The 14,594-nt window shown below is 75.9% G+C and carries 2 protein-coding genes; both read right to left on the reverse strand.

Features of this window, described 5'->3' with window-relative positions; genetic code table 11:
• Positions 1-15: 15 nt before the first annotated feature.
• Positions 16-9,522, reverse strand: coding sequence for a type I polyketide synthase (locus tag EV374_RS28725; protein ID WP_132240284.1), 9,507 nt, complete (start codon positions 9,520-9,522; stop codon positions 16-18).
• 49 nt (positions 9,523-9,571) lie between these two features.
• Positions 9,572-14,572 carry a type I polyketide synthase gene (locus EV374_RS28730; protein ID WP_132240285.1) on the reverse strand — a complete coding sequence of 1,667 codons (5,001 nt, stop codon included), beginning with the start codon at positions 14,570-14,572 and terminating at the stop codon, positions 9,572-9,574.
• Positions 14,573-14,594: the final 22 nt, after the last annotated feature.

Here is a 14,594-nt window from a genome sequence, read left to right on the forward strand (position 1 = left end):
TCAGGGCCGGCCGGGTCACGAGTCGGAGCCTTCCAGGGCCATCCGGACCAGACCTGCGACGTCGAGTTCGTGGATCTGCGCCTCGGGCGCGGCCGGGGCGGCGGACGCCACGGCCGGCGGACCGGCGCTCGTGCGGGCCAGCTGGAGCAGCTGGTCGAGCAGACCCGTCCGGCGCAGCTCGTCCAGCGGGATCGCGGCGAGGGCCCGGCGGACCGACTCCTCGTCGCCGTCCTCGCCGAACTCCCCGTCGCCGTCGGCGAAGAGCTCCTCGTACAGGTGGTCGGCCAGGCCGGCCGGGGTCGGGTAGTCGAAGACGACCGTGGTGGGCAGGTCGTGCCCGGTGGCCGCGGTGAGCAGGTTGCGCAGCTCCACGGCGGTGAGCGAGTCGAAGCCGAGGTCCAGGAAGCCACGGTCCGTCTCGATCACGTCGCCGGAGGAGTGGCCGAGCACCTTCGCCGCGTCGACGCGCACCATCTCCAGCAGCGCGGCCCGCCGCTCGTCGCCGGGCAGCGCCCGCAGCTCGGCGAGCAGGTCCCGGGCGACGGGCGCGGAGGCGTCCGGCGCGTCGGCGGGGGTGACGGCCAGCTCGCGTACGGCCGGCAGGTCGGCCAGCAGCGGGCTGGGCCGCAGCGAGGTGAACAGCGGCGCGAAGGTGGCCCAGTCGACGTCGGCGACGGTGACGCAGGTGTCCCCGGCGGCCAGGGCGTGCCGCAGCCCCGCCATCGCCACGCCGGGCGGCATCACCCGCAGGCCACGGCGGCGCAGCTGCTCCGCCGCCCCCTCGGTGTACATGCCGGACTCGGTCCACGGCCCCCAGGCGACGGAGGTGGCCGCCAGGCCCCGGCCGCGGCGCCGCTCGGCGAGGGCGTCGAGGTAGGCGTTGCCGGCCGCGTACGCGCCCTGCCCGCCGCTGCCCCACACCGCCGAGATGGACGAGAAGAGCACGAACGCGTCCAGGTCGACGCCGTCGAGCAGCTCGTCGAGGTGCTCGGCGCCGGACAGCTTCGGGGCGATGACGTACGCCAGGTCCTCCAGGGTGGTGTCGGCCAGCGGCACCACCTCGCTGACCCCCGCGGCGTGCACCACCGCGCGCAGCGGCGGTCCCTCCCGCCCGAGGTCGGCCAGGAGCTCGGCCACCGCGTTCCGGTCGGCGGCGTCGCAGCGGGCGACCCGGCAGTCCACCCCGAGGCCGGTCAGCTCGGCGAGCAGCTCGGCGGCGCCGGGGGTGTCGGTGCCCCGCCGGCTGGTCAGCACGACCCGTTCCGCGCCGGCGCCGGCCACCCAGCGGGCCACGTGCCCGCCGAGCGCGCCGGTGCCGCCGGTGATCAGCACCGTGCCCCGGGGCTGCCACGGCGCGGGATCCCCGTCGGTGACGGCCGGGACGAGCCGCCGCACCAGCACCCCGGACTCGCGGACGGCGAGTTGGTCCTCCACGCCGCCGCCGGTGAGGATGCCGCCGAGCCGCATCGCCGTCCAGGGCTCGAGGTCGGTGGGCAGGTCGACCAGACCGGCCCAGCGGGTGGGCTGCTCCAGCGCGGCCACCCGGCCCAGGCCCCACAGCATCGCCTGCCGCGGGTTGGCCGGGACGTCGCCGTCGCCGACCCCGACCGCACCCTGGGTGACGGACCAGAGCCGGGCCGGGGCGTCGAGGTCGACGAGCTGCTGGAGCAGGTGCACGGTCGCGGCGAGGCCACGCGGCAGCGTCGGGTGCTCGGCGTGCGGGGCGTCGTCCAGGCCGAGGAAGGAGAGGATCGACAGCGGCCCCCCGTCCTCGCCGAGTGCCTCGGTGAGCACGTCGGCGAACCCGCCGCACAGCTCGTCGGGGTCGGCGCCGGTGTCCACGGGCACGATGGTCACGTCCGTGCCAAGGGCCCAGGTGCAGGAGTTCAGGTCGGGGTCGTCGGCCCGGTCGGCGGGCAGCAGCACCAGCCAGCGGCCGGGGTCCTGCTCCTGCGGGGTCTCCTCGATGGGCTCCCAGACGACCTGGTACCGGCTGCCGTCGACCAGGGACCGTTCCCGGCCGCGCCGCCGCCATGCGGAGAGCGCGGGCAGCACCGTCCCGAACGGCTGGTCGTGGTCGACGTCCAGGTCGCGGGCCAGCGCCTCGAGGTCCTCGGCCTCGACGGCCGCCCAGAAGCGGCGCTCGACGTCGGTGCGGTCGTCCTCGGCCGCCAGGCTGGCCCACGGCGGCGGCTCCGGCCAGTAGCGCTGCCGGTCGAACGTGTAGGTGGGCAGGTCGACGCGCTGCGCGCCGGTGCCCGCGTAGAGGGCGAACCAGTCCGGGGAGACGCCGTGGGTGTGCAGCGCGGCGACCGCCCGCAGCAGGGTGGTCGGCTCGGGGCGGTCCCGGCGCAGGGCGGGCACGACCAGCGGGGCCCGGCCGCCGGTCGGGGCGTCCTCCGCCAGGACTGCCTGGGCGAGGGCGGTGAGCACCCCGTCCGGGCCGATCTCGACGTAGCCGGTGACGTTGCGCTCCCGCAGCGCCGCGACGGCGTCGGCGAAGCGCACGGCGTCGCGGGCGTGCCGCACCCAGTACTCCGGCGTGCCGATCTCCGCCGCGTCGACCGGCGCGCCGGTGACGGTGGAGATCATCGGGATGGTCGGGTCCTGGTACCGCAGCCGTCCGGCGACGGCGGCGAGGTCGTCGAGCACCGGTTCCATCAGCGGGCTGTGGAACGCGTGGCTGACCGCCAGCCGCCGGATCCGGACGCCCCGCGCGGTCCACTCGGCGGCCAGCTCCTCGACGGCGTCGCCGGCCCCGGACACCACCACGGCGGCGGGACCGTTGACGGCGGCGACGGAGACCCGGTCGGCGCGGTCGCCGAGCCCGGCGGTCACCTCGGCCTCGGTGGCGGCGATGGCGAGCATCGCCCCGCCGGCCGGCAGCGCCTGCATCAGCCGGCCCCGGGCGGCGACCAGCTCGGCGGCGTCGGCCAGGGAGAGCACCCCGGCGGCGTGGGCGGCGGCGAACTCGCCGATGGAGTGCCCGGCGACCGCGTCGGGGCGCACCCCCCACGCCTCGAACAGCCGGAACAGAGCCACCTCCACGGCGAAGAGCGCCGGCTGGGTGAACTCGGTCCGGTCCAGCGCCTCGGCCTCGGGGGTGTCGGGCTCGGCGAAGAGCAGCGGCTTCAGCGGGCGGGGCAGGTGCGGGTCGAGTGCGCCGCAGGCCTCGTCGAGCGCGGCGGCGAAGACCGGGAACGCCTCGGCCAGCTCGCGACCCATCCCGGCCCGCTGCGCCCCCTGCCCGGAGAACAGGTACGCCACCTTCGGCCGGGACGCGGCCACGCCGGTGACCACCAGCGGCGAGTCCTCGCCGGAGCCGAGGGCGCGCAGCCCGGCGCCCAGCGCGATCCGGTCGGTGGCCAGCACGACGGCCCGGTGCTCCAGGGTGGCCCGGGAGACCGCCGACGACCAGCCCACGTCGACCGTCCGGGGGGCCTCCAGCCCGGTGAGCTGCTCGGCCCAGCGGTCCGCCTGGGCGGCCAGCGCGACCGCCGTACGTCCCGACAGCAACACCGGCACCACCGGCAGCCCGGCCGGCTCCCCCGTCGGCGGCTCGACGACGGACGGCTCCGGGGCCTGCTCCAGGATGGTGTGCGCGTTGGTGCCGCTGATGCCGAACGAGGAGACGGCCGCGCGGCGCGGGTGGTCGGTGACCGGCCACGGGCGGCCCTCGCCGAGCAGCTCGACCGCGCCGACGGACCAGTCCACCTGGTCGGTGGGCTCGTCGACGTGCAGGGTCTGCGGCAGGTAGCCGTGCCGCAGCGCCAGCACCATCTTGATGATCCCGGCGACGCCGGCGGCGGCCTGCGTGTGCCCGATGTTGGACTTGATCGAGCCGAGCCAGAGCGGCTGGTCGGCGGGCCGCTGACCGTACGTGGCGAGCAGGGCCTGCGCCTCGATCGGGTCGCCGAGCTTGGTGCCGGTGCCGTGCGCCTCGACGGCGTCCACGTCGGCCGGGGTGAGGCCGGCGTTGGCGAGCGCCTGCCGGATCACCCGCTGCTGCGACGGCCCGTTCGGGGCGGTCAGGCCGTTGGAGGCGCCGTCCTGGTTGACGGCGCTGCCCCGGATCACGGCGAGCACGGGGTGGCCGTTGCGGCGGGCGTCGGAGAGCCGCTCGACGAGCAGCAGGCCGAGGCCCTCGCCCCAGCTGGTGCCGTCGGCGGCGGAGGCGAACGCCTTGACCCGGCTGTCCGGGGCGAGGCCCCGCTGCCGGCTGAAGCCGACGAACACCCCGGGGGTGGACATGACGGTGACGCCGCCGACGAGGGCGAGGGAGCACTCCGAGCGGCGCAGCGCCTGGCAGGCCCAGTGCAGCGCGACCAGCGACGACGAGCAGGCGGTGTCCACCGAGACGGCGGGCCCCTCCAGCCCGAGGGTGTACGACACCCGGCCGGAGAGCACGCTGCCGGCGTTGCCGGTCATCAGGTGCCCCTCGGCGCCCTCGGCGCTGAACATCAGGTTCCGGTAGTCCTGGTAGTTGGTGCCGACGAAGACGCCGGTGGGGCTGCCGCGCAGCGCGTGCGGGTCGATCCCGGCCCGCTCGATCGCCTCCCAGGACGCCTCCAGCAGGAGCCGCTGCTGCGGGTCCATGGCCAGGGCCTCGCGGGGGCTGATGCCGAAGAAACCGGCGTCGAAGTCGGCGGCCCCGCTGACGAATCCGCCCTCGCGGGCGTAGCTGGTGCCCTCCTTCTCCGGGTCGGAGTCGAAGAGCCGGCCGAGGTCCCAGCCCCGGTCGGTGGGGAACTCGCCGATCGCGTCGCCGCCGGCGGCGAGGAGCTGCCACAGCTGCTCCGGGGTGTCCGCCCCGCCGGGCAGGCGGCAGCTCATCGCCACGATGGCGATCGGCTCGTCGTCGTCGGCCGGCGCGGCCGGGGCGGGGGTGGCCACGTCCGGGGCGGCCCCGGTGAGCAGTTCGTCGAGGTGCGCGGCGAGCGCCGTCGGGTTCGGGTAGTCGAAGGCGAGCGTCGCGGGCAGCCGCAGGTCGGTGGCGGTGGCCAGGAAGTTGCGCATGTCCACGGCGGTCAGCGAGTCCAGGCCGAGGTCGCGGAAGGGCAGGGTGGCCGGGATGTCGTCGGCCGCGCCGTAGCCGAGCGCGGTCGCCGCGCACTGGCGGACCAGCTCCAGCAGCGTCGCGGCGCGCTCCGCCGCGGCGAGCCCGGCGAGCCGCCGCGCCAGGGCCGACGGTACGTCCGTCGCCTCCTCGGCGGCCTCCTGCGGGGCCGGCCGCGTCGCCTCGCGCACCTCTTCGAGGTCGCCGATCAGCGGGCTGGGCCGGACCAGGGTGAACGCGGGGGCGAAGCGGGCCCAGTCGATGTCGGCGATCAGGGTCGTGGTCTCGCCGCGCCGCAGCGCCCGGGCGAGGGCCTCGACGGCCAGGTCCGGGTCCATGCCGAGCATCCCGCCCCGGCGCAGTCGCTGCTGGGCGCGTTCGTTGTCGGCGGGCAGACCGGCCCCGCTCCACGCGCCCCAGGCCACCGAGAGGGCGGGCAGGCCCTCGGCCCGGCGCCGCTCGGCGAGGGCGTCGAGGAACGCGTTCGCCGCCCCGTACGCGCCCTGCCCGGCGTTGCCGGTGGTGCCGGCGACCGAGGAGAAGAGCACGAAGGCGTCCAGGTCGAGGTCCCGCGTCAGCTCGTCCAGGTGGACGGCGGCGGCGCACTTGGGCGCGGCGACGGTGTGCAGGCGCTGCGGGGTGACGGTGTCGACGATCCCGTCGTCGAGGACGGCGGCGGTGTGCAGCACGGCGGTCACCGGGGCGTCGGCGGGTACGGCGGCCAGCAGGTCGGCCACCTGCGCCCGGTCGGCGACGTCGCAGCGGGCCACGGTGACCCGTACGCCGAGGTCGGTCAGCTCCGCCTCCAGTTCGGCGGCGCCCGGGGCGTCCGGGCCGCGCCGGCTGGCCAGCAGGACGTGCGCGGCGCCGGAGCGGGCCGCCCAGCGGGCCAGGTGCCCGCCCAGCCCGCCGGTGCCGCCGGTGATCAGCACGGTGCCGCGCAGCCGCCAGGTGTCGTCGACGGCGTCGCCGGACGCGGTCGGCTCGGGTTCGGTGAGCCGGGTGAGCCGGCGGACGAAGACCCCGGACCCGCGCACGGCGAGCTGGTCCTCGTCGCCGCCGAACTGCTCCGCGCCGTCGTCGTCGCCGAACTGGTCGGCGTCACCGCCGAACGGGTCCTCGCCGCTGGCGCCGAGCGCCGCGCAGAGCAGGGCGCCGGCCTGCGCGTCGAGGGTGTGCGGCAGGTCGAGCAGGCCGCCCCAGCGGGCGGGGTGTTCGAGGGCGACCGCGCGGCCGAGCCCCCAGACGGCGGCGGCGACGGGGCTCGGGGCCGGGTCGTCGGCGCTGACCGCGACGGCTCCCCGGGTCGCGCACCACAGCGGCGCCTCGACGCCGAGCGCCCCGAGCGCCTGCACCAGCAGGGCGGTGCCCGAGACGGCCAGCGAGGTCGCCGGGTGCTCCGGGTGCGCCCGCTCGTCCAGGCCCAGCAGGGAGAGCACGGCGACGGGTCCGTCCGGGCCGGCGAGCGCGGCGCGCAGCGGTTCGGCCAGCGCCGCCGGGTCGTCGGTGGCGTCCAGTTCCACGGGTACGACGTCCGCGCCGAAGTTGCCGAGCGCCGACAGCACGTCGGCGACCAGGGGGTCCCCGGCCAGCGCCGCGGGCACCGGGACGAGCCAGGTGCCGGCGAGCCAGGTCAGCGGCAGGTCGGGCACGGCCTGCCAGGTGACCCGGTAGCGCCACCGGTCGAGGTCCGGCTCGCCGTCGGGCGCGGCGAGGAAGGCCGGCGGGGCGGGCCAGTACCGGTGGTGGTCGAAGGCGTACGTGGGCAGGTCGACGGTGGGCGCGGCGGGCAGGACCCTCGTCAGGTCGACGGGCAGGCCGATGGCGTGCGCCGCGGCGAGGTTGGTCAGCAGCCGGGTCGCGTCGTCGTCGTCGCGGCGCAGGCTGCCCAGGGTGTTACCGGTGACGCCGGTGTCGTCGAGGATCGCCGTGACCGGCATCGTCAGCACCGGGTGCGGGCTGATCTCCACGAAGGTGGTGTGCCCGGCGGCGACGGCCACCCGCACCGCCGTGTCGAAGAGCACCGTCTGGCGCAGGTTGTCGTACCAGTAGTCCGCGCCCATGGAGATCGGGTCGGCCCAGTCCCCGGTGAGCGTGGAGACCAGGCGGGTGTGGCCGACCTGCGGCGTCACGTCGGCCAGGTCCGCGCGCAGCTGCTCGGCGACCTCCTGCACGGCGGGCGAGTGCGACGCGTAGTCCACGGGGATCAACCGGGCCCGGACCCCCTCGGCCTGGCACGCCTGCACCAGGTCGGCGACGTGCTGCGGCGGGCCGGAGACCACGACGGTGGACGGGCCGTTGACCGCCGCCACCCCGACGCCCGGGAAGGCCGGCAGCCGCTCGGCGACCGCGTCGGCCGACAGGTCCACCGACGCCATCGTGCCGGTGCCGCGCAGCACGGTCAGGGCGCGGGAGCGCAGCGCCACCGCCTTCGCGGCGTCCTCCAGGCTGAGGATGCCGGCCACGCAGGCCGCGCCGATCTCGCCCTGCGAGTGGCCGATCACCGCAGCCGGGGTCACCCCGGCGTGCTGCCACACCGCGGCGAGGGCCATACCGACGGCCCACAGCACCGGCTGCACGACCTCGACCCGCTCCAGCCACGACTCGTCGTCGCCGGTCAGCACCGACACCACGTCGACGGCGAGGTACGGGTCGAGGGCCCGCTGGCACTCGGCCAGCTTCGCGTCGAACACCGGCGTCCGGCCGACCAGGCCGGCGGCCATCCGCGCCGACTGCGCGCCCTGACCGGGGAAGACGAACACCGGGCCCGCGCCGGGGCCCGACGCCACACCGCTGACCACGTTCCCGGCGGGCAGGCCGGCCGCGACCGCGTCCAGCCCCGCCAGCAGCTCGTCGGCGGTCGAGCCGACCACGGCGGCGCGGTGGTCGAACGTCGACCGGGTGGCCGCCAGGGACCAGCCCACCGCGGCCGGCTCCAGCCCGTCGCGCTGCCGCAGGTGCGACGCGAGCCGGGCGGCCTGCCCGGCCAGGGCGGCCTTCGACCGGGCCGACACCGGCCAGAGGAGCGCGTCGGCCGCGACCAGCCCGGGGGCGGAGTCGGCGCGGCGCTCCTCGGCCGACTCGTCCGGCTGCTCGATGATCACGTGGGCGTTGGTGCCGGAGATGCCGAACGAGGAGACGGCGCCCCGCCGCGCCCGGCCCGTCTCGGGCCACGGCCGGGCCTCGGTGGCCAGTTCCACCGCGCCGGCCGTCCAGTCGATGTGCGGGGACGGGGCGTCGACGTGCAGCGTCGCCGGGACGACGCCGTGCCGGATGGCGAGCACCAGCTTGATCACCCCGGCCACGCCGGCGGCGGCCTGGGCGTGGCCGATGTTCGACTTCACCGAGCCGAGCAGCAGCGGCGGGGCGTCCCCACGGTCCTGCCCGTACGTGGCGATGAGCGCCTGCGCCTCGATCGGGTCGCCCAGCTTGGTGCCGGTGCCGTGCGCCTCCACGACGTCGACGTCGGCGGTGGAGAGCCGGGCGGAGGCGAGGGCCTGGCTGATCACCCGCTGCTGCGCCGGCCCGTTCGGGGCGGTCAGCCCGTTCGACGCGCCGTCCTGGTTGACGGCCGTGCCGCGGACCACCGCGAGGACGTGGTGGCCGTTGCGGCGGGCGTCCGACAGCCGCTCGACCAGCAGCCAGCCGACGCCCTCGGAGAACCCGGCGCCGTCGGCGCTGGCGGCGAACGACCGGCACCGCCCGTCGGTGGAGAGGGCGCGCTGCCGGCTGGATCCGATGTAGAGGCCCGGGGTGGCCATCACGGTCACCCCGCCGGCCAGCGCCAGGTCGCACTCCCCCGCCCGCAGCGCCTGCACCGCGAGGTGCAGTGCCACCAGCGACGACGAGCAGGCCGTGTCGATGGAGACGGCCGGCCCTTCGAGCCCGAGGGTGTACGACACCCGGCCCGACGCAACGGCCGCCGCGCCCCCGGTCATCGAGTGCCCCTCGTCGCCGTCCGGCGACATCATCAGCAGGGTCCCGTAGTCCTGCCCGTTGGTCCCGACGAACACCCCGGTCCGGCTGCCGCGCAGCGAGGCCGGGTCGATCCCGGCCGCCTCGACCGCCTCCCAGGACGTCTCCAGCAGCAACCGCTGCTGGGGGTCCATGGTCAGCGCCTCGCGGGGCGAGATGCCGAAGAAGGCGGAGTCGAAGTCCCCGGCCCCGTCGACGAACCCGCCCTCCCGGGCGTACGAGGTGCCCGGGTGGTCGGGGTCGGGGTGGTAGAGGCGCTCCAGGTCCCAGCCCCGGTCGTCGGGGAAGGGCGTGACCGCGTCCCGGCCGTCCCGCAACAGCTCCCACAGGTCGTCGGGGTTGCGCACCCCGCCCGGCAACCGGCAGCTCATCGCCACGATCGCCACCGGCTCCAGTTCCTGGGACTGTGCCTCACTGAGCCGGCGGCGGGTGTCGTGGAGATCAGCCATGACCCGCTTGAGGTAGTCGCGGAGCTTGTCTTCGTTGGCCATCGGAGTGCCGCTTCCTCGAAAGGGACGGGAGAGAGCTGGAGCTGGAAGGTCAGGAGATGCCGAGGTCCTTGTCGACCATCGCGAACAACTCGTCGTCGGTGGCGTCGTCGAGGTGCCGGCCGATGTCGGCGCCACCGCTGTCCTGGGCGAGCCGGGACAGCATCGCCTGAAGGCGTACGGTGGCCCGCACCCGGGCCGCCTCGTCCCGCGCCACCACGTCGAGGCTGTCGGCGATCCGGTCCAGATCGTCGAGGAGGGCGGTCGGGGTGACCACGTCGTCGTGGGCGACCTCGGCGAAGAGGTACTCCGCCAGGGTCGTCGGGGTCGGGTAGTCGAAGACCAGGGTGACCGGCAGGGCCACGCCGGTGGCCGAGCCGAGCCGGTTGCGCAGCTCGACGGCGGTGACGGAGTCGAAGCCCAGCTCCCGGAACGCCCGGTGCTCGTCCACCGACTCGGCGGACGGGTAGTTGAGCACGGCGGCGACCTGGCTGCGGACCAGGCCGAGCAGCACGGCGAGCCGCTCGGCGGCGGGCAGGCCGGCGAGCCGGTCCTGCAACGTCTCCGGGCCGTCGCCGGCCTCCACGCTGGCCACCTGCTCGGCCGCGGCGAGCCGCCGCACGTCCGGCAGGTCGCTGATCAGCGGGCCGGGCCGGGTGGCGGTGAAGGCGACGGAGAACCGTTCCCAGGCGATGTCGGCGATGGTCAGGAACGCCTCGCCGTGGTCCACGGCCTGGTGCAGCGCGGCGATGGCCGCGTCGGGGGTCATCTCGGGTACGCCGTGGCGGTGCAGCAGCTCGCCGAGCGGCCCGTCGGCCATGCCGCCGCCGGCCCACGCCCCCCAGGCGATGGAGGTGGCGGTCAGGCCGAGGCCACGCCGGTGCTGGGCGAGGGCGTCGAGGAACGCGTTGCTCGGGGCGTAGTTGCCGACGCCGGAGCTGGCCACGCTGCCGGCGAAGGACGAGAACATGATGAACGCCGACAGCTCGTGGTCGAGGGTCAGCTCGTGCAGGTTGTACGCGACGTCGACCTTGGCCTGGAGCACCCGCTCGATCTGCTCCGGCCGGATGTCGTTGATCATGGCGTCGTCGAGCACGGCGGAGGCGTGCACGACCGTGGTGAGCGGGTACTCGACGGGGATCGCGTCGATCAGGTCGGCCAGCGCGTCCCGGTCGGAGGCGTCGCACTCGACGACGGTGGCCTGGGCGCCCAGCTCGGTGAGGTCGTCGACGAGCTGCTGCGCGCCCGGCGCGGCCATGCCCCGCCGGCTGACGACCACGATGTTCTCCACGCCGCTGCGGGCCAGCCAGCGGGCGGCGTGCCCACCGAGCGCGCCGGTGCCGCCGGTGACCAGCGCCGTGCCGTACGGCTGCCACGGGTTCGCGGGCTGGCTCTCGCCGAGCGGGACCCGGGTGAGCCGGCGGGCGAGCAGGCCGCCGGGGCGTACCGCGATCTGGTCCTCCTCCCCGGCTCCGGTGAGGGCCGCGACCAGCAGGTCGGCGCAGCGCTCGTCGACTGCCTCCGGCAGGTCCACGAGACCGCCCCAGCGCTGCGGGTGCTCCAGCGCGGCGACCCGGCCGAAGCCCCAGACCAGCGACTGCACCGGGGAGCGCAGCAGGTCGGCCATGCCGACGGACGCGGCGCCGGAGGTGACGCTCCACATCGGGGCGCGCAGGCCGAGGTCGCCCAGGGCCTGGAAGAGCGCGACGGTGGCGGCGAAGCCGCCGGGCACGGACGGGTGCAGCGGGTGGGCCAGCTCGTCGAAGGCGAGCAGCGAGACCACGCCGGTCACCTCGGCGGCGGCGTCGTCGCCACCCGGCGCGGCGGCGAGCGCCTCCTGGAGCAGCTTGCCGAACTGGTCGCGGTCGACGTCGGGAGTGGAGACGGGCACCGGGACGAGCGTCGCGCCGGCCGCCGCGAACGCCTCGACGCAGGCGTCCTGCCAGGGCTCGATGATGTCGCCGGTGGGCAGGACGACGACCCAGGTGCCGCTCATGCCCCGGTTGGCGACGCCGGGCAGCGGCTTCCAGGTGTCCTGGTAGCGCCAGCTGTCGATGTCGGACTGGCGGCGCCGCTGCCGACGCCAGGAGGTGAGCAGCGGCAGGGCCGGCAGCAGCGCGTCGAGGACCTCGTGGGCCGGGGTGTCCTCGGTGGCGATGGTCTCGGCGAGGGCGGTGACGTCCCCGCGTTCCACGGCCGCCCAGAAGCTCGTGTCGCTGGGGTCGCCGCCGGCCGCGCCCTGGAGCAGGCTCTGCAGGTCGGGGCCGCCGCTGCCGTCCAGCCAGAACCGCTGGTGGTCGAAGGCGTACGTGGGCAGCGGCGCCACCTCGGTCTCGGCGAGGACGTTCGCGAGGTCGACGGGCAGGCCGATGGCGTACGCGGTGGCGAGGTTGGTCAGCAGCCGGGTCGCGTCGTCGTCGCCGCGGCGCAGGCTGCCCAGGGTGTGGCCGGTGACGCCGGTGTCGTCGAGGATCGCCGTGACCGGCATCGTCAGCACGGGGTGCGGGCTGATCTCGACGAACGTGGTGTGCCCGGCGGCGATCGCCGTTCGGACCGCCGCGTCGAACCGCACGGTGCGGCGCAGGTTGTCGTACCAGTAGTCCGCGGTCATCGAGGCCGGGTCGACCCAGTCCCCGGTGAGCGTGGAGACCAGGCGGGTGTGGCCGGCCTGCGGGGTGACGTCGGCCAGGTCCGCGCGCAGCTGCTCGGCGACCTGCTGCACGGCTTCGGAGTGGGAGGCGTAGTCCACCGGGATGAGCCGGGCGCGCAGGCCCTCGGCCTGGCACGCCGCGACGAGGTCGGCGACGGGCTGCGGCGGGCCGGAGACCACGACGGTGGACGGGCCGTTGACCGCCGCGACACCGACGCCCGGGAACGCCGGCAGGCGCTCGGCGACCGCGTCGGCCGACAGGTCCACCGACGCCATCGTGCCGGTGCCGCGCAGCACCGCCAGGGCGCGGGAGCGCAGCGCCACGGTCCTCGCGGCGTCGTCCAGGGTCAGGATGCCCGCCACGCACGCCGCGCCGATCTCGCCCTGCGAGTGGCCGACGACGGCGTCCGGGACGACGCCCGCCGCGCGCCACACGGCCGCGAGGGCGATGCCGACGGCCCACAGCACGGGCTGCACGACCTCGACCCGCTCCAGCCACGACTCGTCGTCGCCGGTCAGCACCGAGACGAGGTCCACGTCCAGGTACGGGGCGAGGGCCCGCTGGCACTCGGCCAGCTTCGCGTCGAACACCGGCGTACGCCCGACGAGGCCGGCGGCCATCCGCGCCGACTGCGCACCCTGGCCCGGGAAGACGAAGACGGGGCCGGCGCCGGCGCTGGTGACCGTACCGGTGACGAGGTTGCCGCCCGGGTGGCCGGCGGCGAGGGCGTCCAGCCCGGCGAGCAGCTCGTCGGTGCCGAGGCCGACCACGGCGGCGCGGTGGTCGAACGTCGAGCGGGTGGTGGCCAGCGACCAGCCGACCGCCGCCGGGGCGAGGTCGCCGTGCTCGCGCACGTGCCGCGCGAGCCGGGCGGCCTGCCCGGCGAGGGCGGAGCGCGACCGGGCCGACACCGGCCAGAGGGTCACGTCCGAGCCGACCAGGCCGGGGCGTCGCGCGGGCTCGACGGCGGTGGCCTCGACGGCCTCGACGCCGTCCACGGACGCCGGTTCGGCGACGCGCGGCCGGTACTCCTCCAGGATCACGTGGGCGTTGGTGCCGCTCACGCCGAACGAGGAGACGCCGCCACGGCGGGGGCGGTCCAGCTCCGGCCACGGCTTGGACTCGGTGAGCAGGGAGACCGCCCCGGCGGTCCAGTCCACGTGCGGGGAGGGCTCGTCGACGTGCAGGGTCTCCGGCATGACGCCGTTGCGCAGCGCCATCACCATCTTGACCAGCCCGGCGACGCCGGCGGCGCTCTGGGTGTGGCCGATGTTCGACTTGACCGAGCCCAGCCACAGCGGCCGGTCGGCGGGCCGGTCCTGCCCGTACGTGGCGATGAGCGCCTGCGCCTCGATGGGGTCGCCGAGGGTGGTGCCGGTGCCGTGCGCCTCGACCATGTCGACGTCGGCGGTGCCGAGCCGGGCGTTGGCGAGGGCCTGCCGGATGACCCGCTGCTGGGAGGGGCCGTTCGGGGCGGTGAGCCCGTTGGACGCGCCGTCCTGGTTGAGGGCGCTGCCGCGGATCACGGCGAGGATCGGGTGGCCGTTGCGCTCGGCGTCGGCCAGCCGCTCCACGACGAGCACGCCGCCGCCCTCGCCCCAGCCGGTGCCGTCCGCGCCGGCCGCGAAGGCCCTGCACCGGCCGTCGACGGACATGCCGCGCTGCCGGGAGAAGACGACGAAGACGCCGGGGGTGACCATGACGGTGACGCCGCCGGCGATGGCCAGGTCGCACTCACCGCGGCGCAGCGCGTTCACGGCGAGGTGCAGGGCCACCAGCGAGGAGGAGCAGGCGGTGTCGACGGTGACGGCGGGGCCGTTGAGGCCGAGGGTGAACGAGATCCGGCCGGACGCGACGCTCGTGGTGTTGCCGGTGCCGATGTACATGTCGACGCCCTCGGGCACGTTCGGCAGACCCATGCCGTAGTTCGAGGTGCTCAGCCCGACGAAGACACCGGTGGAGCTGCCGCGCAGCGACAGCGGGTCGATGCCGGCCCGCTCGATGGCCTCCCAGGACGTCTCCAGCAGCAGCCGCTGCTGCGGGTCCATGGCGAGGGCCTCACGCGGCGAGATCCCGAACAGGGACGGGTCGAAGTCACCGGCGCCGTCGAGGAACCCGCCGATGCGCGTGTAGCTCTTGCCCGGCTTGTTGGGGTCGGGGTCGTAGAGCGACTCCAGGTCCCACCCCCGGTCGTCGGGGAACTCGGTGAGCGCGTCCCGGCCGTCGGCGACAAGCTCCCACAGGTCCTCCGGCGACCGGACGCCACCGGGGAAGCGGCAGCTCATCGAGACGATGGCCAGGGGTTCCTGGTCGCGCGCCTCGACGGTCTGCAGCTTGCGCTTGGTCTCGTGCAGGTCGGCGGTGACCCGCTTGAGGAAGTACCGCAGCTTGTCATCGCTCATCGGGGGGCACCTGCCTCGATTG

This window comes from Micromonospora sp. CNZ303 (genome assembly GCF_004345505.1).

Bases quoted from the DNA above. Each gene is read 5' to 3' on its own strand.
- EV374_RS28730 (WP_132240285.1), bottom strand. From the start codon at position 14,572: ATGAGCGATGACAAGCTGCGGTACTTCCTCAAGCGGGTCACCGCCGAC.
- EV374_RS28725 (WP_132240284.1), bottom strand. From the start codon at position 9,522: ATGGCCAACGAAGACAAGCTCCGCGACTACCTCAAGCGGGTCATGGCT.